This is a genomic window from Paracidovorax sp. (assembly GCF_057642795.1).
In genome coordinates this window covers 197189-217529 of record NZ_JBXYZY010000049.1, presented here as the reverse complement: position 1 = coordinate 217529, position 20341 = coordinate 197189, and the positions used below count along the sequence as shown (strand labels likewise).

Sequence of the window (20341 nt, the reverse complement as noted above, 5' to 3'; positions counted from 1 at the left end):
GGCAGTTGAAACCTCGCCGCGGGACCTGGAAATCGCTGCGAAGCCCGCCATTATACAAAGCCGGCCGCACAACATGCAAAGGCGCCAAAACAACGGCCCGGATGGCCGACGGGTCCCGGCCCCTTCGCGCCACAAGGCTCGCATCGGGCGCTGTTGGCGATCCTGTCTGGGCGATGTGCGACCACGGCAGGACAGCCCGCTATGGCGAGAAGGTCTCTCGGCGGCGCGCCTCTTCCGCAGCGCGCTGGCGAAGCTCGACGCACACCGGATGGCGCGTGAAGGCGGACGACTGGCATTCTCGGTGAATGCACATCGGCCGCGTCAGCATCGAGGAGTCCGCGCAGGCCTCCACGGGGCCGCGCGGGCGCGGGGCCTGCCGCGCGGGGGACGGGGGGGGCTCATCCGTGGCCTGCGACGAAGGCGCACCCCCCGCAGCGCCATCGGCAGGCAGGCCGCCAGTGCCGGCGCTGCCCGCAGCGGCGTGTGCTCTCTTCACGGACGACCCAACGCGCCTTTCCTGGCGCCGGGCGTGGGATGCGATGTCGGCTGGCGGAGTGGCGTCGGGCTGAGCCTGTGCCGGCGAGGCAGATGCGTCCTGCTCCGGCGACAAAGGGGCGGCCGCAGGCTCGGGCGTTGCAGCTGGAATGGAAGGCGCGGGCTTGGCCCATTCAGTGACTATGTCGCTGTCGGGCGTGCGGGCCTGCGGCGTCTCGCCGCGCCAGGGCCACCCTGCGGCCAGGAATCCGGCGACCAGAACGCCTGCCAACATGGCCACGGGCGCCCAGCGCCGGACTGAAGCGGTCCCCGGCGGCTCTGCTCCGACGGGAGCAGACGCCGAGACCGTGGCGCCCGGCATCGAATGCACGGCAGCGCCGTCGCCGCTGCCGGCCAGCTCATCGTGCGTCCCCCCAGCAGCGAACGGACCATACGCGGCCTCCGGCGTGGAAACAGCCGACGACGTCGGCGGCTCGTGCGCAGGCGCGAGTGCCGGGTGAGTCGTGTCACGCTCCCTATCGGGCATCCTCACCGTCGCCGTGACCGGCACATCGGGTCGCTCCACGGCCGCGCCTGGGCTGACCGCACCCGGCTCGACCCAGACATCGCCCAGCTCGGCGCGGAAGTCGAAATGCTCCAGACCCGAAGCCGGCTGCTGCAGCTCCAGTAGCCGCACGAGTTCGTCCGCCGATTGAGGCCGGTCGTGCGGTTGCAACTGAAGGGCCTGGGAGATGCCACGCACGAAGGGCTCTGAGTACGCCAGCCCCCACTGCTGTTCGACCGTATGCGCCACACGCTCAAAAGGCACCATGCGGTCGCGGATGGCCCGCAGCGTGGCCGGCATGGGCGTATCGTTGCACAGGCATCCGTGCACCACGGCCGCAAGGGAATAGAGGTCGCTCCAAGCACCCTGCCGCAGGTCGCTGCCGGCCTCGGCGTATTGCTCGATGGGCGCGTAGTTCACCTTGAGCACGGCCGTGTGCTGATGGATGCCATCGCCGCCACCGCCGATGGCATGGCGCGCAGCGCCCAGGTCCAGCAGCACAGGCGGACCCACGTGCTGCAGGAAGATGTTGTCCGGAGAGATGTCTCGGTGCAGCATCTGCGCGCCGTGCAGCACCCGCAGCGCCCCCAGCACCGACCACAACACCTGCCGCAGCCACGCTTCAGGCGGTGGCGTGCGCATGCTGGCGCGAGCCTGCTTGAGCGTCATGCCGGAATAGAGCGGCATCACCATGTAGGCGGTGTGATGGGCCTCCCAGAAACGGAACACCTTGACCAGCGAAGGGTGGTCGAACTGCGCCAGCAGACGTGCCTCGTTCACGAAGGAAGCCAGTCCCGCCTGGTACGACGCCTCGTCGCCAGAGGACCTCACTCGCAATGACTGTCCCTCCATGCGCCCCGCCAGCGCGGTGGGCATGTATTCCTTGATGGCGACGAAGCGCTGCAGCGAATGGTCGTAGGCGCGGTAGACCATGCCGAAGCCGCCCACCCCCAGCAGCGAAAGCACCTCGAACTCCCCCAGCCGCGCGCCAGGGGCCAGAGCATCGACATGGTGGACAGTGCCGGCGGCAGTGTGACTGGGCATGATGGAGCGCGAAACGGTGCGGGTGGAGCAGTAACTGGGAGGCGTGCGGCGGGCGCAGCAGCCCGCGCATCGTAGCGTGCGCGAAAGGCTTCGACACGGATCTCACGCGGGCGCAGTCCGCCGTGCTGGTTACCATTGGCCGATGTTCAGTTATCGCCACGCCTTCCATGCAGGCAACCACGCCGATGTGCTCAAGCACACCGTGCTGATTGCCGCCCTGCAGCATTTGACCCAAAAAGACGCGGCGCTGACCGTGCTCGACACCCATGCGGGGGCTGGGCTCTACCGTCTGGATGGCGACTACGCCAGCACCAGCGGCGAGGCGGCCGACGGCATCCTGCGGCTGCTTGCGTCGCCACAGCCGCTCACGCCCGCCCTGCAGGCCTATGTGGATGTGGTGCGCGCCTTCAACCAGGGCGCCGCCACGCGCACCTACCCCGGCTCGCCCTTCATCACCCAGCACCTGCTGCGCAGCCACGACAAGCTCAAGCTGTTCGAACTGCACCCCACCGACCTGCGCTCGCTGGCCGGCAACGTGGCGCAGCTGGAGGCCGGCCGCCAGGTGGCCGTTTTGCATGAGGATGGCTTCGAGGGCGTCAAGAAATTCCTGCCCCCGCCGGCCCGCCGCGCGCTGCTGCTCTGCGATCCCAGCTATGAAATCAAGAGCGACTACGGCCGCGTGCTGGACATGGTGACCGATTCACTCAAGCGCTTCGCCACGGGCACCTACGCCGTCTGGTACCCCATCATCCCCCGCCCCGAGGCGCACGACCTGCCGCGCCGCCTCAAGACCATGGCCACCAAGGCGGGCAAGCCCTGGCTGCACGCCACGCTGACGGTCAAGAACAGCAAACTGGTGGAAGCCGCCGACGGCGAGAAGCGCCGCCCGGGCCTGCCGGCCAGTGGCATGTTCCTCATCAACCCGCCATTCACGCTCAAAGCCGCACTGAAGGATGCCCTGCCGCAGATGGCCGAGCTGCTGCAGCAGGACAAGCACGCCGCACACAGCCTGGAATCGGGCGGCTGACGCCCCACCCTGCCGGGGCTTACGGCCCGAAGGCTATTGGTCGTCGTCCGCATCCTGCTTGTCGGTGCAGCCGCTCTGATCATCGTCAGCCAGCGCAGTGATGGCCACCTGCTTGGTGCCCAGACCGAGCATGCCCAGGCGCTTGGCGGCAGCCTGGCTCAGATCGATGATGCGCCCGGGGGTGTGCGGCCCCCGGTCGTTGATGCGCACCTGCACCGTCTTGCCCGTGACCAGGCTGCGCACACACACGCGGGTGCCGAACGGCAGCGTGGGATGGGCCGCCGTGAGGGCATACATGTCGAACCGCTCCCCGCTGGCGGTGCGCCGCCGATGGAAGCGCGAGCCGTACCAGGAGGCCATGCCTTGCTGGCCGGACTCCGCCTCGCCATCGGAGGGTTTTCGCAGGCCTTCCGATGATTTCTCTTCGTCCAGCGAATACAGTCCGCCCGGCCCAGGCACGCCGGTGGGAGCGACCGCCGGCACCACGGTGGAAACCGGCGGCAGCTCCGCCGCCCGACGCGCCCGGCCCGTCGCGTCGGAAGCCGGCGCCGGGGCGGCTGAAGAGGGCGATGCCTGGGACGCGGCCGCCCGTGCCGCAGGCTTGGACGGATGCGCCGCGACGGGCGATGCTTCGGACTGCGGCGAATGCGCGGACGGAGCTGCGCAGGCGGCCATCAAGCCAGCGCCGGCAAGCAGGGCCAGCCAGCGCGCAGCACGCCAGGCTGCCGGCACGAAACGCGGATCATGAAATGACGCGTTGCCTGCCGCGCCGCTCATGCGGCGCGTGCCGGCACTCGGCAACGGCGGCGAGCGCCACAGGTCTTGGAGAGGGCAAGGGAAGTCTTCATCGGCGCGATGTTAGCGAATGACGGGAACGACGCAGCCCCAGTGGCCAGCCCATGAAGCACGCTCACAAGCCCAGCCGACGGCACAGCTCCAGCGTGGGGCCGCTCTGGTTCATGGTGTAGAAGTGCAGCGCGGGCGCGCCGCGCGCGCGCAGTTGCGCGCACAGCTCGCTCACCACGTCCAGCCCGAAGGCGCGGATGCTGGCCACGTCGTCGCCGAAAGCCTGCAGGCGCAGCCGGATCCAGCGCGGGATCTCGGCGCCGCAGGCATCGGAAAAGCGCATCAGCTGGCTGGAGCCCATGATGGGCATGATGCCTGGCACCACCGGCACGTCCAGCCCCAGGCGGCGCGTGTCGTCCACGAAACGGAAATACGCGTCGGCATTGAAGAAGTACTGCGTGATGGCCGAATCGGCACCGGCGCGCACCTTGGCGGCGTAAGCCTGCAGGTCCGCCTCGGGCGAGCGCGCCTGCGGGTGCGTTTCCGGGTAGGCCGCCACTTCGATGTGGAAGTCGCGCCCCGTCTCGGCGCGGATGAAGGCCACCAGATCGCTCGCGTAGTGGAATTCGCCGCCCGCGCCGTAGCCGCTGGGCAAGTCGCCGCGCAGCGCCACCAGGCGCTGGACGCCCATGGCCTTGAGCTGGGCGAGCTGGCCGCGCACCGACTCGCGCGTGGCGCCGATGCACGAGAAGTGCGAGGCCGCGCTGAAGCCTTCGGCCAGGATCTCGCGCACCGTGCCGAAAGTGCCTTCCTGCGTGGAGCCGCCAGCGCCATAGGTCACCGAGCAGAACTCCGGCTGACGCGCATAGAGCTGCTGGCGCACGGCGCGCAGTTTCTCGGCGCCCTCGGGCGTCTTGGGCGGGAAGAATTCGAAGCTGACCGGAAAGCGGCCTGATGCGGCTGCGGCCCCGGCTGCGGGAGTGGTCGTCTCGCTCATGCGGCGCTCCGTGCGTGGATGAAGAATTCGCGGTTGCCGTCGCCACCTTCGATGGCGCTGTCCAGCCAGGCGACGACCTGCAGGCCCAGGCCCGTGCAGCAGTCGCGGATGCGCTGCTCCACCAGCGGGTAGAGAGCCGCATCGCGCACGATGCCGCCCTTGCCCACCTGGCCGGGCTGCAGCTCGAACTGCGGCTTGACCAGCATCAGCAGCTCGCCACCGGCCTTGAGCAGCGGCGCCACGGCCGGCAGGATCAGCGTGAGCGAGATGAACGAGACGTCGCCCGTCACCAGGTCGAAGACGGGCGTGACGTCCACCTGCTCGCGTCCGGCGCGGCGGCGGCGCACCGTGGGCAGCGCGCCTTCGGCACGCGCGCGGGCCTTGGCCTGGCGCTCGGCCTTGAAGGCTTCCACCTCGTGCTCCTTGGCGTCGTCGCTGTCGTCGTATTCCTCATCGACGAGGCCGCCGTTGCGCATCCAGCTGTAGGGCGCCTCGGGCTGGGTCTCGTTGTCTTCCAGATCCTGCTCGACGCGTTCGGACAGCGCCTCTTCGCAGGCTTCCTGCAGCGATTCGGCGGTGATCGAGCGGGCATTGATGCCCTCCACGCCCACCACGCGCGGGTCTTCGCGCAGCCGCTCATGCAGCTGGCCGTGGCCCACGTCCACGCCGATCACCTGCGCTGCGCCGCGCTGCAGCAGGCAGTCGGTGAAGCCGCCGGTGCTCTGGCCCACGTCCAGGCAGCGCCAGCCGGCGACGGCCAGGCCGGTGGCCTCCAGCGCACCCTCGAGCTTCAGGCCGCCGCGCGAGATGTAGCGCGCCTCGGACTGGTCGAGCAGCTGCACTTCGGCGATCTCGGGGATGTCGTCGCCGTTCTTGGCGACGGTGTTCCAGGGCAGGCTGGCCGCCAGCCGCCACTGCACGCCCGCCGCGATCAGGCGCTGCGCCTGCGAGCGGGTCGTGGCATGGCCCTTGTCCACCAGGTACACGTCTGCACGCATGCACCCCTCCTTTTTCAAGACTCAGAAATGCTTCAGGCGCCCATTCCTCAAGCGCCTGAAGCTATGAATTCAATAGCACAGCACCACGCCCCTCACAGGGCGGGCGCGGCGCCGTGCCGCATGCGATCCGGGGATCAGTAGCGGTAGGTGTCGGGCTTGTAGGGCCCTTCCTTCTTCACGCCGATGTAGGCGGCCTGGGTGTCGGTCAGCTCGGTGAGCTGGGCGCCGACCTTCTTCAGATGCAGGCGCGCGACCTTCTCGTCCAGCACCTTGGGCAGCACGTACACCTTGCCGGCCTGGTAGGCGTCGGGCTTGGTGAACAGTTCGATCTGCGCGATGGTCTGGTTGGCGAAGGAGCTGGACATCACGAAGCTCGGGTGGCCCGTGGCGCAGCCCAGGTTGACCAGGCGGCCCTTGGCCAGCAGGGTGATGCGCTTGCCGTCCGGGAAGATCACGTGGTCCACCTGGGGCTTCACTTCTTCCCACTGGTACTTCTCGATCGAGGCGACGTCGATCTCGTTGTCGAAGTGGCCGATGTTGCAGACGATGGCCTCGTTCTTCATGGCGACCATGTGCTCGTGGCGGATCACGTCCTTGTTGCCGGTGGTGGTCACGAAGATGTCGGCCTTGTCGGCGGCGTATTCCATGGTCACGACCTTGAAGCCTTCCATGGCGGCCTGCAGGGCGTTGATGGGGTCGATCTCGGTGACCCACACCTGGGCGCGCAGGGCGGCCAGGGCCTGTGCGCAGCCTTTGCCCACGTCGCCGTAGCCGGCCACCACGGCGACCTTGCCGGCGATCATCACGTCGGTGGCGCGCTTGATGCCGTCCACCAGCGATTCACGGCAGCCGTAGAGGTTGTCGAACTTCGATTTGGTCACCGAGTCGTTCACGTTGATCGCGCGGAACAGCAGCGTGCCCTTGGCGGACATCTCGTTCAGGCGGTGCACGCCGGTGGTGGTCTCTTCCGTCACGCCGATGATCTCGGCCGACTTGCGGGTGTACCAGGTCGGGTCCTGGGCGATCTTGGCCTTGATGGCGGCAAAGAGGATGCGCTCTTCCTCGCTGGTGGGGTTGGCCACCACAGACAGGTCCTTCTCGGCGCGCTGGCCCAGGTGCATCAGCAGCGTCGCGTCGCCGCCGTCGTCCAGGATCATGTTGGGGCCTTCGCCGGCCGAGCCCTTGGGGCCGAAGTCGAAGATGCGGTGGGTGTAGTCCCAGTAGTCTTCCAGCGATTCGCCCTTGATGGCGAACACGGGCGTGCCGCCTGCGGCGATGGCGGCGGCGGCGTGGTCCTGCGTCGAGAAGATGTTGCACGAGGCCCAGCGCACGTCGGCACCCAGGGCTTTGAGCGTCTCGATCAGCACGGCCGTCTGGATGGTCATGTGCAGCGAGCCGGTGATGCGCGCGCCCTTCAGGGGCTGAGCCGCCGCGAATTCCTCACGGATGGCCATCAGGCCGGGCATCTCGGTTTCGGCGATCTTGATTTCCTTGCGGCCCCAGTCGGCCAGGGAAATATCGGCAATGGCCAGGTCGGCCGGGGTCTTGAGAACTGCGCTCATGGGTTTCTCCAACAAAGGACGTTTGTGAAAAACCACGCTCTTTGGGAAAGGCACTCACCGCACCGGAAATAGCGTGGGTGAGCGTCGTTGCTTGTCTGATCCGAGCCTCACGCCCCGCTGTGCTGGGGGCGCTGCAACGCTCCTCGGAATGGCCGCGATTGTACAAAAACCCTGCGTCCTGCATGGCCGCGGCGGGATGCCACCGCGTCGGTGGCCTGAGTCAGGTCGAGTCAGGTGGCCGCGCCAGCCGCCCGGGCCGTGGCATGCAGGCGCAGAGCCAGCCCCAGCGCCCCGGCCAGCAAGACCAGACAGAAGGCCGCCACGGCCAGCCACTGCCCGAACTCCCAGACTCCGCCGGCAGCCACACCCAGCACACTCGCGCCCAGGTAATAGATGAGCAGGTACAGCGACGAAGCATGCCCCTTGGAATGCCGGGCCACCACCCCCACCCAGCCGCTGCAGACCGCATGCGAGCCGAAGAACCCCAGCGTGAGCACGCAGATGCCGGCGATCACCCATACCAGGTGGTTGGACAGCGTCATCGCCACGCCCGCCGCCATCATGAGCACACCCGTCAACAGCACCGGGCCACGGCCCAGGCGGTCTGCCAGCCCGCCCGCCACCGGCGACACCCCCATGCCCAGCAGGTAGGCGGTGAAGACCAGGCCGATCTCGCTCTGCCCCAGCCCGAAGCCGGGGCCCGACAGCCGAAAGCCGATGGTGTTGAACACCGCCACCAGCGCGCCGACCAGCAGGCAGCCAGCCGCGAACAGCAGCGGCAGCGACGGATCGCGCAGATGGTCTCGCCAGATGCGCACATGCCGGGCCGCGCCCAACCCCTCCGTGCGCACGAAACGGCGGGACGGCGGCAGCAGCAGCATGAAGCCCACGGCCACCACCAGCCCGAGCACGCTGATGGCTGCCAGGGCCGTGCGCCAGCCGTAGGCATCGGTCAGCAGCCCCATGATCACACGCCCCGACATGCCACCGAAGGCCGTGCCCCCGACGTACAGGCCCATCGCGAAGCCCAGGCCGCGCGCATCGATCTCCTCTGCCAGATAGGCCATGGCCACCGCAGGCACACCGCCCAGCACCACGCCTTCGACAGCCCGGGCCAACAGCAGCAGAGGCCACTGCGGCGCCAGCGCCGCCGCAAGATTGCAGGCCGCGGCCAACGCCATCGAGGCGAACATGAGCCATCGCCGCCCGACGGACTGCGACAGCGCGCCGGCGAACAGGATGGACACGGCCAGCAGCCCCGTGGTGAGCGACAGCGCCAGGGCGCTCTGCCCGGCCCCGACGCCGAAATGCCGGGCGAATTCCGGCAGCAGCGGCTGCACGCTGTAGAGCAGCGAAAAGGTGGCGAAACCTGCCAGGAACAGCGCCAAGCTGATGCGCCGGTAGGCCGGCGTGCCGACGAGCACCCCGTCCGGCAGGGCCGCATCGGCGGCCGTTGTGGTCGTTGCCATCGCGTCTCCCATCCCCCCGATGTGTGTGGTGCCGTGATTGTCCGTGCCGGGCAACGCGGCTGTCTAATGCATCGCTCGGGCGGCGCGGGCGAACCCGATAGGCGCAGCGCTGCGAACCCCGGCCCGCTAAAATCGCGGGTTCCGCCCCCAGGGCGCCGGCCCGCACGCCCGCGCCTCGGGGTGCTTTCGAAGCACCTCCCGAGCACACCCTTGTCCTACGCCCCCGAAACCCGGCGCCGCCGCACCTTCGCCATCATCTCCCACCCCGACGCGGGCAAGACCACGCTGACGGAAAAGCTGCTGCTGTTCTCGGGCGCGATCCAGATCGCGGGCGCCGTGAAGGGCCGCAAGGCCAGCCGCCACGCCACCAGCGACTGGATGGAGATCGAAAAGCAGCGCGGCATCTCGGTGGCCTCTTCGGTCATGCAGATGCTCTACCGCGACCACGTCATCAACCTGCTGGATACGCCGGGCCACAAGGACTTCTCCGAAGACACCTACCGCGTGCTCACGGCCGTCGATTCGGCCCTGATGGTGATCGACGCCGCCAACGGGGTGGAGGCGCAGACGCGCCGCCTGATCGAGGTCTGCCGCCAGCGCGACACGCCCATCATCACCTTCGTCAACAAGATGGACCGGGAGGTGCGCGACCCGCTGGACATCATGGACGAGGTCGAGCGCGAACTGGGCATGCCCTGCTGCCCCATGACCTGGCCCGTGGGCCAGGGCAAGAGCTTCGGCGGCATCATCAACCTGCGCACGCAGGCCATGACCGTGTTCGAAAGCGGCAGCGAACGCCGCCCGCAGGACTTCGAGACCATTCCGCTGTCCGACGAAGCGACGCTGCGGGCACGCTTCGGCGCCGAATTCGACGCCGCGCTGGAAAGCATGGAACTGGCCGTGGGCGCATCGCCCGCCTGGGACCATGACGCCTTCCTGGCCGGCAAGCTCACGCCCGTCTTCTTCGGCTCCGGCGTGAACAACTTCGGGGTGATGGAAGTACTGGACGCACTGGTGGACATGGCGCCCTCGCCCGGCCCGCGCGTGAGCACGCTGCAGGTCAACAAGCAGCCCGTGGTCAAGACCGTGCAGCCCGAGGACGAAGGCTTCGCCGGCGTGGTGTTCAAGGTGCAGGCCAACATGGACGCCAACCACCGCGACCGCATCGCCTTCGTGCGCGTGGCCAGCGGCAAGTACCAGCCGGGCATGAAGCTCAAGGTGCAGCGCACCGCCAAGGAATTGCGCCCCACCAGCGTGGTGACCTTCATGAGTCAGCGCCGCGAGGCGGTGGAAGAGGCCTACGCGGGCGACATCATCGGCTTCACCACCCACGGTGGCGTGCAGCTGGGCGACACCATCACCGACGGCGCCAGCCTGCAGTTCACCGGCCTGCCCTTCTTCGCGCCCGAGATGTTCATGACCGTGGTGCTGAAGAACCCGCTGCGCACCAAGCAGCTGCAGCAGGGCCTGGCCCAGCTGGGCGAGGAAGGTGCCATCCAGGTCTTCAAGCCCGACGCCGGCGGCAACATGCTGCTGGGCGCCGTCGGCCAGCTGCAGTTCGAAGTCGTGCAGCACCGCCTGAAGACCGAATACGACGCCGACGTGCGCCTGGAGAACTGCCAGTACACCGGCGCCCGCTGGATCACGGCCGACAGCGCCGCCGACCTGCGCGCCTTCACCGACGCCTACCCGCTGCGCCTGGCCCACGACGCGGCCGACACGCTGGCCTACCTCTGCACCAGCCCCTACGACGTGCGGCTGGCGCAGGAGCGCTTCCCCAAGATCCACTTCCACCCGCTGCGCGAGCACGCCGGGCTCTCGCTGGGCAGCGCGGGCTGACCGCCCGGCCGATGTCTGACACAGCATCCCCCTCGCGCCAGCTGCTGCTGTTCGCCATCGCCGGCGTCGTCGGCCTGTTGGTGGATACGGCCGTGCTCTATGCCCTCGCGCCCTGGCTGGGCTGGTATGCGGCGCGGGTGGTGTCGTTCCTCGCGGCGGCGACCACCACCTGGTGGATCAACCGCCGCCATGCCTTCCGTACGCAGGCGGCCGAGGCCGGCGCCCAGGGCCTGCCCTGGTGGCGCGAATATGCGAAGTACCTCGCCTCGATGACGGTGGGCGGGCTGGTCAACTACGCGGCCTATTCGCTGGTGCTGCAGTGGCTGCACGGGCCGCTCGCGCCCATGCTGGGGGTTGCGGCGGGCAGCGTGGCCGGGCTGGCGTTCAACTTCGCGGCGGCGCGCTATCTGGTGTTCCGCCGCTAGCCCTTTCTGATTGATGGCCCATCCCATGACCGCTGCCGAACACTCCAGCGACACGCTGCGCCCGCTGGCCGAATGGAGCCCGCCGCGGCATCCCGCCGGCGTGCTGACCGACATCGACGACACGCTGACGACCGAAGGCGCCATCACCCCCGATGCACTGGCGGCGCTTGCGGCGCTCAAGGCGGCCGGCCTGGTGGTGATTCCCGTGACGGGCCGGCCAGCCGGCTGGAGCGAGACCTTCGCCGCCACCTGGCCCGTCGATGCGGTGGTGGCCGAGAACGGCGCGCTGGCCTTCGTGCCCGGCGGGCCGGGGGCGCCGCTGGCCAAGCTCCATCAGCAGGACGCGGCGACCCGCGCCGAGAATTTCGCGCGCATGCAGGCGGTGCTGGAGCGCATCGAGCACGAGGTGCCCGGCGCCGTGCGCGCCACCGATTCGCCCGGGCGCGAGTGCGACATCGCCATCGACCACAGCGAATTCACCCACCTGCCGCCCGAGCGCATCGCGCAATGCGCGGCGCTGATGCGCGCGGCCGGCATGAACGCCACGGTCAGCAGCATCCACATCAACGGCTGGTACGGCCGCCACGACAAGCTGGAGGGCGCGCGCTGGATCGTCCGCACCCTGCTGCAGCGCGACCTGGATGCCGAGATCGACCGCTGGGTCTATGTCGGCGACTCGACCAACGACCAGCGGATGTTCCAGCACCTGCCGCACAGCATCGGCGTGGCGAACATCGCGCGCTTCGTGCCGCAGCTGCAATATCGGCCCCGCTACGTCACGCGCAGCGAGCGCGGAGCGGGCTTTGCCGAGGTGACGAAACGGCTGCTGGCTACACGTTGATGCGAAGCCATGCGGCAAACTCGTCAATCCTGCGCTAGAGTGCCGTATGGACCCGATCAACACTCTCAGACAATGGCAGGCATTCGACCGCTCCCGCCCTTCCCTGCCCGGCGAAAACCTTATCGTGGCCGGCCTCGGCCTGGCCCTGATTGCCGTTTCCCTGCGCTCTGAACGGCGCGGCACGGCCGCCGTACAGGCTGCCACCGGCGGCGCCCTGCTGCTGCGCGCCGCACGTGGCTGCACCTATCTGACTCAGCTGCCCGAGCCGCGCCCCGCGCCGGCCTGGGACGCGCACCTGGCAGACGCCCGCGCCCTCGGCCTGGACTGAGGCACCACGGCTCTGCGCCCATCGCATTCGTTACTGCGCCGGATCGCACTGCCCTCCGGCAGGCAAAGGGCACCGGCCCCGATGAGGCCCGGTGCGGTCATGCGTGGCGGCAGCTGCCGTCACGGGGCCTTGGCCAGGCCCAGCTTGGCCACCAGCGCCTTCTCGCGCGCGAAGGTGGTTTCGGCGAACTTCTGATAGGTGGCCGTTCCCATGTAGATCGGCACCATGTCGTAGCGGGCGAGCGCGGCCCGGTAGCTTTCCTGCTCCATCGCCTGCTTGAACGCATCGTGCAGACGCTTCACCACCTCGGGCGGCGTGCCGCGCGGCGCGCCCAGGCCGAAGGGCGAGTTCTGCACCAGGTCGATGCCCAGCTCCTTGAGCGTGGGCGCGTCCGGGAACTTGGCCAGCCGCTCGGCACCCCAGGTGTTAAGCACGCGCAGCTTACCGGCCTCCACCTGCGGCGCGAAGCCGGTGGAATCGGCCGCAGCCATCAGCTGGCCGCCCAGCGTGGCCTGCATCAGGTCGGCGCTGCCCTTGTAGGGAATATGCAGCAGTTCGATGCCGAGCTGCTGCGCGATCAGCTCCATGGTCAGGTGCGGGCTGGTCAGCGTGCCGGTGGAGCCGTAGCTGAGCTTGCCGGGGTTGGCCTTGGCATAGGCCACGAAATCGGCCCAGTTCTTGAACGGCGAGCTGGCCGGCACGACCACCCCGAAGGCGTAGCCGGTAAGGTTCAGCACGTAGCTGATGTCCTTGACCGGGTCCCAGTTGATCTTGGTGGTGTAGGGCAGGCGAAATACGCCCAGCGGGATCTGCGCGACGGTGTAGCCATCGGGCGCGGAGGTCTGCAGCGCCTGGGCGGGCAGCGTGCCGCCCGCGCCGGGCTTGTTGTCGATGATGACGGGCTGGCCCAGCAGCTTGCCGGCTTCGTCGGCCAGGATGCGCATGGTGATGTCGGTGGGCCCGCCGGCCGGGAAGGCCACCAGCAGCTTGATGGGCTTGGATGGAAAGGCCGGCGCCTGGGCGCGGGCGACGAGTGCGGGGGCGGCCAGGCTGGCGGCGGCGAGTTGCACGAGATGGCGACGCTGCATGGAGAAAAATCCTTGGATGAGTGGATGACAACGGCAGTGCGTACATTGCAGCCGATGCGGGCCGCAGCCCCTACGCCGGAAACCCGCACCGGCTGTCGCGCAAGCGTCATCACATGCAGCCGACCTCTTGAGCCTCATCACAGGAAATCCCGCTCTAGCCCTTCGCATAACGCTATTTTTTAGATAGCAAATAGCGGACATATGCGGCGCTCCGAATCAGTACCAGCGGTCGCAAGGGCACTTTCCTACACCGGGCGCCGCGTGGCGCCGACAGTGGCTGCGGTAGGGGCCGCATACCTTCCGATCCGCGGCACGCCACGCACACTCCAGCCGGCGCCCCGACCCGCCTTTTCCGCATGCCGGCTTCTCCGGCAGCCCCCAACCCAGCGCCTTAACCGCCCGTTTCCCGAAAGGAAGCTCCATGACGCATCAACGTGTTGCGCCCATCGCGATGGGGCTGCTGCTCGTCCTCGTCGGACTGGTAGTCGGCATGGGCGGCGTCTGGCTGATGGCACTGGGTGGCTCGTGGTACTACCTGCCCGCCGGGCTGCTGCTGGTGCTCACGGGCTTGCTGCTGCTACAGGGCAATCCCGCCGCGTTGCCCACCCACGCGGTGCTGCTGAGCCTCACGCTCGCGTGGTCGCTGTGGGAATCCGGTCTGAACGCCGGGGCACTCGCCGCGAGAGGCAATGTGCTCTGGATGCTGGGCCTCGTCATGGCCACGCCCTGGTTCCTGCGCGGCCTGGAGGGGCCTCTGCCCCGCGCTGCCCGACGCGGCCTGGGAGCAGCGCTGTCTGTGTTTGCGGCGGTAGGCCTGGCCGCGCTCTTGCAACCCGCCACGGCAAAGCCTGCCCGATTCGGCCTGAGAACCGCTTTCGCCGACGTCACCCCCCTCACGGCCGAGCCTCACCCTACCGACAGGTCCCAGCCGCTGAGCGCCCGCATACCCGCTGGGATGGCCTGCCCGGGCGCATTGCGGGAGTCTGCGGGGAACGCGCAGAGCCAGGCGGCGGGATCAACACCCGTCCGTGGACCGGGCTGCGCAGTGACACAGGCTGAGGATGGCGGTCACCTCGTCGGGCCATCGCCCTCGCAGCGACTGACCGGTGCCGACATGTCGGGGCTGACCCTGCTTGATCACCTGGCCTGCCGGATCGCCTTCGAACGCATACGCTTCAACGCCCGCTTCGCCCGCTCCATGGCGCCAGGGCAGCGGCTGCTGCAGACGCCTCCGCTCGCCAGCGCGCGCCCGCTCGTCAAGCACGCCCCATCAGCCCTGATGTACACGGCGCAGATCACGTCCACGCGCTCCGCTGCGGAGACGACCGATGCACTGGCCCGTCCGATCGAAGACTCCATTGCTGCGCAGCCTGCGCCAACCCGGCCAGCATCCCTGCAGGTTACCGATGACGGACCGGCGGCGCCGCTCAAGCCCCTCGTGTCGCCCATCGGGCTGCCGTGCCTGGCGCCATCACGGGCGCTGCAAGGCGCAATGGCGTCAGGCGAAACCGTCACCGCTCCAGCACCGCGGCCACGGCTGCGCACCGACCCACCGATGGCGGCGGCACAGGTATCAGACAGCGCTGCCCTGTGATTCAGCACAGCCGCATCGTCCCGAACAGAGCATTCCAGAGGCCCGCAGCGCAATCAGAATCGGGGCCCGCAGCTATTAATTCGATAGCAAAATGTTGGCTACGCGGCGCCGGGTGGCTCCGCCCGCAGCGGCAGCGCATCGCAGCCCTGCCCCGCGGCGATCCACCGGCGCGCTACCGCACGCGCACCTCGCAGCCACCACGCGTTGCGCCAGCCCGTAACGCCGGCCGTATCGGTCAGCAGCCCACAGCGATAGCGCCCACCCTGCTCGTCCCAGCGCAAAGCGCTACAAGGGCCATTGCGGCGCCGCGACACCAGCATGCCCACCGGGCAAGGCTCCGCCAGGCAACACAGTCCGCAGCCGTTGCAAGGCTCGCCCCAGGCCGGCTGGGGTGGCGCATCGCTGTGCCACTGCACCACCTGCCATTCGGCGGGCAGCCCCGGCCCGCGCGTTGCGGCGGCTGGGGGGCTTGCGGGGGGGCGGTGGTCAGGCATGGCTAGGAGGTGATGGGCTCGTGCAATGGGAGAGACGGCGCCCCCATTCTGGCCGCCCAAAAGCAAAGGCGCCCGAAGGCGCCTTTGCTTTTTCCTTGGGAGCACCGGCGCGGCGGCTGTGGCCGCCGCTGGCCCGTGCCCTGCACTTCTGCCGGATCAGTGCTGCAGGATCTTGTTGAGGAAGTCCTTGGTGCGCGGCTGGCGAGCGTCGGGGTTGCCGAAGAATTCTTGCTTCGTGCAGTCCTCCAGGATCTTGCCGCCCACGTCCATGAAGATCACGCGGTGGCCCACCTTGCGGGCAAAGCCCATTTCGTGGGTCACGCACATCATGGTCATGCCTTCGTTGGCCAGCGCGACCATCACGTCCAGCACTTCGCCCACCATTTCGGGGTCCAGCGCCGACGTGGGTTCGTCGAACAGCATCACGATGGGGTCCATCGACAGCGCACGGGCGATGGCTACGCGCTGCTGCTGGCCGCCCGAGAGTTGGCCGGGGAACTTGTCCTTGTGCGCCAGCAGGCCCACGCGGTCGAGCATCTTCAGGCCGCGCTTCTTGGCCTCGTCGGCACTGCGGCCCAGCACCTTGATCTGGGCGATGGTCAGGTTGTCGGTGACCGACAGGTGAGGAAACAGCTCGAAGTGCTGGAACACCATGCCGACCTGGCTGCGGAGCTTGGGCAGATTGGTCTTGGGATCGTGCACGGGCACGCCGTTGACCCAGATCTCGCCCTTTTGCACCGGCTCCAGCGCGTTCACGGTCTTGATCAGCGTGGACTTGCCGGAACCCGAAGGGCCGCAGACCACGACCACTTCACCCTTCTTGATGGTGGTGGAGCAGTCGTTGAGCACCTGGAAGCTGCCATACCACTTGGAAACGTTCTTGAGTTCAATCATTTGCTTTATTCCTCACTCACTGACTCGTCGAGGGAGTCGTTCGTCGTTCATTCGTCGAAGTCGGTGGATCTGTTGGTTCATGCCGCCCGGGCGATCATCGGATGATGGCGATCTTGCGGTGCAGGCGCTTGACGACCCACGACAGCGCAAAGCACATCACGAAATAGACGACGGCGGCCAGCAGGTAGGCCTCGATGGGTCGGCCGTAGTTCTTGCCAGCCGTTTCGAAGCCCTTGAGCATGTCGTAGGCGCCGATGGCATAGACGAGCGAGGTGTCCTGGAACAGGATGATGGTCTGGGTGAGCAGCACCGGCAGCATGTTGCGGAACGCCTGCGGCAGGATCACGAGCTTCATGTTCTGCCCGTAGGTCATGCCCAGCGCCTGGCCTGCGAAGACCTGCCCGCGCGAGATGGACTGGATGCCCGCGCGCATGATCTCGCTGAAATAGGCCGCCTCGAACGCGATGAAGGTGATCACCGCCGACATCTCGGCGCCGATGGGCCGCCCGACGATGAAGGGCACCAGCAGGAAGAACCAGAGGATCACCATCACCAGCGGAATGCTGCGCATGCCGTTGACGTAGATGGTGGCCGGCACGTCCAGCCACTTCTTGCCCGACAGGCGCATCAGCGCCAGCACGGTGCCGAACAGGATGCCGCCCAGCGTGGCCACCACGGTGAGCATGATGCTGAAGTAGAAACCCTTCAGCACGAACTTGCTGATGATGTCCCAGCTGTAGAAGGAAAAATCGAGATTCATCATGTCAGTGGCCTCCACCTGCGCCGCTGGAGACGATGAAGCCCGGCACCCGTGAGCGCTTCTCGATGAAGGCCATGATGCGGTTGATCGCGAATGCGGAGATGACGTAGAGGCCCGTCACCGCCAGGTACACCTCGATGCCGCGCGAGGTTTCTTCCTGCGCCTGCATGGCGAACATGGTCAGCTCGGTCACCGACACGGCGAACGCCACGGACGAGTTCTTGAAGATGTTCATCGTCTCGCTGGTCAGCGGCGGAATGATGATGCGGAACGCCATGGGCAGCAGCACATAGCGGTAGTACTGCAGCGTGGTAAAGCCCATGGCCATGCCGGCGTAGCGCTGGCCGCGCGGAAGCGCCTGGATGCCAGCGCGTACCTGCTCGGCGATACGCGCGGAGGTGAAGAAGCCCAGCGCCAGCACCACGAGGATGAAGCTGGAAAAACCCTTGAGCACCGGGAAGATCGCCGGCAGCACGTGGTACCAGAGGAAGATCTGCACCAGCAGCGGGATGTTGCGGAACAGTTCCACCCACGCATTGCCGAAGCCAACGAGGAACTTGTTGTCCGGCAACGTGCGAATCGTGCCGATGAGGGAGCCGGCGATCAGGGCGATCACCAATGCCAGCAGCGAGACGGACACTGTCCAGCCCCAGGCCGAGAGCATCCACTGCAGGTACGTCGGGTATTCGCCACCCGGGTCCTGCAGGAACACCTGCCAATCCCAATTCGATCCCATGGGAAATCCTTCTTTTCTAATCGTTTGTCGTATCAGGCATCCCGGTGGCCCGCAGGTCGTCCCGCAGCGGCCGGCTTACAAAAAACGCCCACTCATGTGGGCGTTTTCCGGGGAGAGCCGCACCTGGGTGCTTCAGTCCTTCAGCTTGTAGTCTTCCATCGGCTTGTCGTTCGGGTGGGCCCAGGCGTCCTTGGTGGCATCGCTGGCGGGCAGACCGACCTTCACGTTGTTCGGCGGGATGGGCTGCATGAACCACTTGTCGTAGAGCTTGGCGATCTCGCCCGACTTCATCATCGCTTTCAGGCTGTCGTCCACCACCTTCTTGAAGGCGGGGTCGTCCTTGCGGATCATGATGCCGATGGGCTCCACGCTCAGGACTTCGCCGACGATCTTGTAGTCGGCAGGTGCCTTGGACTTGGCGATGTTGGAGGCCAGGATGGAGCCGTCCATGATGAAGGCGTCAGCGCGGCCCGATTCGAGCAGCAGGAAGCTGTCGGAGTGGTCCTTGCCGAACACTTCCTTGAAGGTCAGGCCATCAGCGCGCTTGTTCTTGCGCAGCGTCTGCACGGAGGTCGTGCCGGTCGTCGTGGCGATGGTCTTGCCATTCAGGTCCTTGATGCCGGTGATGCCGGAGTTGGCCTTGGTGGCGATGCGCACTTCTTCCACGTAGGTGGTCACGGCGAAGGCCACGTCCTTCTGGCGAGCCTGGTTGTTGGTCGTGGAGCCGCACTCGATGTCCACGGTGCCGTTCTGCACCAGCGGAATGCGGTTCTGCGAGGTCACGGGCTGGTACTTGGTTTCCAGCTTGGCCAGGCCCAGATGCTTCTGGATATCGGAGATCACGCGGGCGCACACGTCGTAGTGGAAGCCCGTGTACTTGCCGTCGCCCAGCGTAAAGGAGAGGCCGGAGGATTCACGCACGCCTTCGGTGATCGTGCCGGAAGCCTTGATCTTGGCCAGGGTGTCATTGGCCTGTGCGAACGCGCTGCCCGCCGCGAGAGCGGTAATGGCCAGGGCCAACAGATGTTTCTTCATGCATATCTCCTTAACTTGCGATACAAAAAACTGAGACTTTCATTCTAGGCGCCGGACTGCAGCACGCACACCGCATAAACCACCCCCGTCAACAGGGATGCCCGGCGCTCATGCGACCGGCACTCTCCCAGCCTGTTCGGCGAGGCATTCCGGGAGCGCGCAGTGAACGCCCGAAGACGCCGCGCCACCCAGCCCACCCACAATCCAAGCAAGCTCTGCGCCAGATACTGTGATGCCACCCGGGCAGCACCGCGACAAATGCCATGCAGCCCGTACGCCGCAGACTGTAATTGCGCCGCTGGCCCGGTGACCAATGCCAATTGGGCGCCACTTTATGCGAGAAACACATAACTCGGGTTAACCCTTGCATAACCCTGCCCATGCGGGAGGCGCCTTCGTCCCCTGCCTGGCCTGCGGAAAGGCTCAGACCGGAGAGTGCACCGTTTCGGTGCTCTGCTGCAGAAGGTAGCTCCAGAGCGCCTCGGCCGTTCCCTTGGCCCCGTCTTTGGCCGAAGGCTTCTCGCGGTAGGCGCGCACCTCCATCACCATCTGCAGGTCTTCCACGCCCGGCGGCGCGGCGCTGACCAGGCGGCGCGAGCGCAACTCCTTCTTCACGGCGCTGTGCGGTAGGAAGGCCACGCCGTGGCCCTCCAGCGCCATGGCCTTCAGGCCCTCGGCCATGTCGGTTTCATAGACGCGATCGAGATGGATGGCCGTGCCGGACTGCTTGAGGATCAGCTCGGTCACCCGACCCAGGTAAGCGCCAGGCGCATAGCCCAGGTAGGGCAGTGGCTGGCCGGGACGGCCGGGCAGCGCGAACAAGGGCTGGCCATCGGGTCCGGCCTTGGCGTAGGGCGAGAGCACCTCCTGCCCCAGGGTCACCATCTCGTAGCGGTTGGCATCGAGCTGCAGCGGCTGCGAGGGGTGGTGGTAGGCGATGAGCAGATCGCAGCCGCCTTCGACCAGCCGCATCACGGCATCGTGGACGTTGAGCGCGATGAGCCGGCTCTTGAGCGGGCCGAACTTCTCGCGCAGGCTGGACACCCAGGCGGGAAAGAAGGTGAAGGCCAGCGTGTGCGGAACGGCGAACTCCACCATGTCCTGCCCCGCGCTGGTATGGGCGCGCAGCATGGCGCGGGTGTTCTGCAGCGCCTGCAGCATCTCCAGCGCCTGGTCGTAGAGCGTCTTGCCCGCCGGGGTGAGCCGGGTGGGGTAGGAGCTGCGGTCCACCAGATCGGTGCCCGCCCAGGCTTCGAGCGCCTGGATGCGGCGCGAAAAGGCCGGCTGCGTCACATGCCGCAATTGCGCCGAACGGCTGAAACTGCGTGTTTCCGCCAGGCTGACGAAGTCCTCGAGCCACTTGGTTTCCATGGCGCGCATTATGG

General features: G+C 67.5%; 18 protein-coding genes and 1 riboswitch. Of the genes, 6 read left to right on the top strand and 12 right to left on the bottom strand.

Annotated features, from left to right (window positions below):
* Nucleotides 1-199: 199 nt before the first annotated feature.
* Nucleotides 200-2083 carry a serine/threonine protein kinase gene (locus AC3A84_RS19540; protein WP_487971721.1) on the bottom strand — a complete coding sequence of 628 codons (1884 nt, stop codon included), beginning with the start codon at nt 2081-2083 and terminating at the stop codon, nt 200-202.
* Between the two features lie 142 nt (nt 2084-2225).
* Between AC3A84_RS19540 and AC3A84_RS19535 the strand changes: the two genes are divergently transcribed.
* The gene (locus AC3A84_RS19535) at nt 2226-3110 is read left to right on the top strand and encodes a 23S rRNA (adenine(2030)-N(6))-methyltransferase RlmJ (protein ID WP_487971720.1); all 885 of its coding nucleotides are present in this window, start codon (nt 2226-2228) and stop codon (nt 3108-3110) included.
* Nucleotides 3111-3143: 33 nt separating this feature from the next.
* On the opposite strand, the gene AC3A84_RS19530 is transcribed toward AC3A84_RS19535, so the two are convergent.
* The 5 genes from AC3A84_RS19530 to AC3A84_RS19510 all read right to left on the bottom strand — a co-directional run bounded on the left by AC3A84_RS19530 (nt 3144) and on the right by AC3A84_RS19510 (nt 8922).
* Entirely contained in the window at nt 3144-3842 is a 699-nt protein-coding gene (locus tag AC3A84_RS19530; RefSeq protein WP_487971719.1) for a septal ring lytic transglycosylase RlpA family protein, read from the bottom strand.
* Nucleotides 3843-4020: 178 nt separating this feature from the next.
* Nucleotides 4021-4893, bottom strand: a complete 873-nt coding sequence (gene metF, locus AC3A84_RS19525; protein WP_487971718.1) for a methylenetetrahydrofolate reductase [NAD(P)H] — start codon at nt 4891-4893, stop codon at nt 4021-4023.
* Nucleotides 4890-5891 carry a TlyA family RNA methyltransferase gene (locus tag AC3A84_RS19520; RefSeq protein WP_487971717.1) on the bottom strand — a complete coding sequence of 334 codons (1002 nt, stop codon included), beginning with the start codon at nt 5889-5891 and terminating at the stop codon, nt 4890-4892. Before AC3A84_RS19520 ends, metF begins: the two co-directional genes overlap by 4 nt.
* Nucleotides 5892-6025: 134 nt before the next feature.
* Nucleotides 6026-7453, bottom strand: a complete 1428-nt coding sequence (ahcY, locus tag AC3A84_RS19515; protein ID WP_487971716.1) for an adenosylhomocysteinase — start codon at nt 7451-7453, stop codon at nt 6026-6028.
* A 72-nt stretch (nt 7454-7525) separates the two neighbouring features.
* A riboswitch (S-adenosyl-L-homocysteine riboswitch) is annotated at nt 7526-7604 on the bottom strand.
* A gap of 79 nt (nt 7605-7683) precedes the next feature.
* The gene (locus AC3A84_RS19510; protein ID WP_487971715.1) at nt 7684-8922 is read right to left on the bottom strand and encodes an MFS transporter; all 1239 of its coding nucleotides are present in this window, start codon (nt 8920-8922) and stop codon (nt 7684-7686) included.
* Between the two features lie 210 nt (nt 8923-9132).
* Between AC3A84_RS19510 and AC3A84_RS19505 the strand changes: the two genes are divergently transcribed.
* From AC3A84_RS19505 to AC3A84_RS19490, 4 genes are read left to right on the top strand one after another with little or no spacing between them, the layout of a single operon-like run.
* Nucleotides 9133-10761 (top strand): peptide chain release factor 3, encoded by a 1629-nt coding sequence (locus tag AC3A84_RS19505; RefSeq protein ID WP_487971714.1) that lies wholly within the window; start codon nt 9133-9135, stop codon nt 10759-10761.
* Between the two features lie 11 nt (nt 10762-10772).
* A complete protein-coding gene (locus AC3A84_RS19500; protein WP_487971713.1) occupies nt 10773-11186 on the top strand; it encodes a GtrA family protein in 414 nt (137 codons plus the stop codon).
* Nucleotides 11187-11211: 25 nt separating this feature from the next.
* Complete coding sequence (locus AC3A84_RS19495; protein ID WP_487971712.1) at nt 11212-12027, top strand: HAD-IIB family hydrolase; 816 nt, start codon at nt 11212-11214, stop codon at nt 12025-12027.
* Nucleotides 12028-12073: 46 nt separating this feature from the next.
* A complete protein-coding gene (locus AC3A84_RS19490; RefSeq protein WP_487971711.1) occupies nt 12074-12355 on the top strand; it encodes a hypothetical protein in 282 nt (93 codons plus the stop codon).
* A gap of 119 nt (nt 12356-12474) precedes the next feature.
* On the opposite strand, the gene AC3A84_RS19485 is transcribed toward AC3A84_RS19490, so the two are convergent.
* The gene (locus tag AC3A84_RS19485) at nt 12475-13443 is read right to left on the bottom strand and encodes a tripartite tricarboxylate transporter substrate binding protein (RefSeq protein ID WP_487971710.1); all 969 of its coding nucleotides are present in this window, start codon (nt 13441-13443) and stop codon (nt 12475-12477) included.
* A 421-nt stretch (nt 13444-13864) separates the two neighbouring features.
* Between AC3A84_RS19485 and AC3A84_RS19480 the strand changes: the two genes are divergently transcribed.
* Nucleotides 13865-15037 (top strand): hypothetical protein, encoded by a 1173-nt coding sequence (locus tag AC3A84_RS19480; protein WP_487971709.1) that lies wholly within the window; start codon nt 13865-13867, stop codon nt 15035-15037.
* A 650-nt stretch (nt 15038-15687) separates the two neighbouring features.
* Here the strand turns inward: AC3A84_RS19480 and AC3A84_RS19475 are convergent.
* The 5 genes from AC3A84_RS19475 to AC3A84_RS19455 form a co-directional block, all read right to left on the bottom strand.
* The gene (locus tag AC3A84_RS19475) at nt 15688-16425 is read right to left on the bottom strand and encodes an amino acid ABC transporter ATP-binding protein (RefSeq protein ID WP_487971708.1); all 738 of its coding nucleotides are present in this window, start codon (nt 16423-16425) and stop codon (nt 15688-15690) included.
* A gap of 94 nt (nt 16426-16519) precedes the next feature.
* Nucleotides 16520-17188: an amino acid ABC transporter permease gene (locus AC3A84_RS19470; RefSeq protein WP_175518440.1), complete on the bottom strand. Its 669-nt coding sequence runs from the start codon at nt 17186-17188 to the stop codon at nt 16520-16522.
* Nucleotide 17189: 1 nt separating this feature from the next.
* Nucleotides 17190-17921 (bottom strand): amino acid ABC transporter permease, encoded by a 732-nt coding sequence (locus AC3A84_RS19465; RefSeq protein ID WP_487971707.1) that lies wholly within the window; start codon nt 17919-17921, stop codon nt 17190-17192.
* A 132-nt stretch (nt 17922-18053) separates the two neighbouring features.
* Entirely contained in the window at nt 18054-18956 is a 903-nt protein-coding gene (locus AC3A84_RS19460; protein WP_487971706.1) for an amino acid ABC transporter substrate-binding protein, read from the bottom strand.
* 423 nt (nt 18957-19379) lie between these two features.
* On the bottom strand, nt 19380-20327 hold the full coding sequence (locus AC3A84_RS19455) for a LysR family transcriptional regulator (RefSeq protein WP_487971705.1): 948 nt from the start codon (nt 20325-20327) through the stop codon (nt 19380-19382).
* Nucleotides 20328-20341 lie beyond the last annotated feature (14 nt).

What these genes read in the sequence shown, in the direction of transcription:
- AC3A84_RS19540 (WP_487971721.1), bottom strand. Translation starts at nt 2,083, where the DNA reads ATGCCCAGTCACACTGCCGCCGGCACTGTCCACCATGTCGATGCTCTG.
- AC3A84_RS19535 (WP_487971720.1), top strand. Translation starts at nt 2,226, where the DNA reads ATGTTCAGTTATCGCCACGCCTTCCATGCAGGCAACCACGCCGATGTG.
- metF (WP_487971718.1), bottom strand. Translation starts at nt 4,893, where the DNA reads ATGAGCGAGACGACCACTCCCGCAGCCGGGGCCGCAGCCGCATCAGGC.
- AC3A84_RS19520 (WP_487971717.1), bottom strand. Translation starts at nt 5,891, where the DNA reads ATGCGTGCAGACGTGTACCTGGTGGACAAGGGCCATGCCACGACCCGC.
- ahcY (WP_487971716.1), bottom strand. Translation starts at nt 7,453, where the DNA reads ATGAGCGCAGTTCTCAAGACCCCGGCCGACCTGGCCATTGCCGATATT.
- AC3A84_RS19510 (WP_487971715.1), bottom strand. Translation starts at nt 8,922, where the DNA reads ATGGCAACGACCACAACGGCCGCCGATGCGGCCCTGCCGGACGGGGTG.
- AC3A84_RS19500 (WP_487971713.1), top strand. Translation starts at nt 10,773, where the DNA reads ATGTCTGACACAGCATCCCCCTCGCGCCAGCTGCTGCTGTTCGCCATC.
- AC3A84_RS19495 (WP_487971712.1), top strand. Translation starts at nt 11,212, where the DNA reads ATGACCGCTGCCGAACACTCCAGCGACACGCTGCGCCCGCTGGCCGAA.
- AC3A84_RS19490 (WP_487971711.1), top strand. Translation starts at nt 12,074, where the DNA reads ATGGACCCGATCAACACTCTCAGACAATGGCAGGCATTCGACCGCTCC.
- AC3A84_RS19485 (WP_487971710.1), bottom strand. Translation starts at nt 13,443, where the DNA reads ATGCAGCGTCGCCATCTCGTGCAACTCGCCGCCGCCAGCCTGGCCGCC.
- AC3A84_RS19480 (WP_487971709.1), top strand. Translation starts at nt 13,865, where the DNA reads ATGACGCATCAACGTGTTGCGCCCATCGCGATGGGGCTGCTGCTCGTC.
- AC3A84_RS19475 (WP_487971708.1), bottom strand. Translation starts at nt 16,425, where the DNA reads ATGATTGAACTCAAGAACGTTTCCAAGTGGTATGGCAGCTTCCAGGTG.
- AC3A84_RS19470 (WP_175518440.1), bottom strand. Translation starts at nt 17,188, where the DNA reads ATGATGAATCTCGATTTTTCCTTCTACAGCTGGGACATCATCAGCAAG.
- AC3A84_RS19465 (WP_487971707.1), bottom strand. Translation starts at nt 17,921, where the DNA reads ATGGGATCGAATTGGGATTGGCAGGTGTTCCTGCAGGACCCGGGTGGC.
- AC3A84_RS19460 (WP_487971706.1), bottom strand. Translation starts at nt 18,956, where the DNA reads ATGAAGAAACATCTGTTGGCCCTGGCCATTACCGCTCTCGCGGCGGGC.
- AC3A84_RS19455 (WP_487971705.1), bottom strand. Translation starts at nt 20,327, where the DNA reads ATGGAAACCAAGTGGCTCGAGGACTTCGTCAGCCTGGCGGAAACACGC.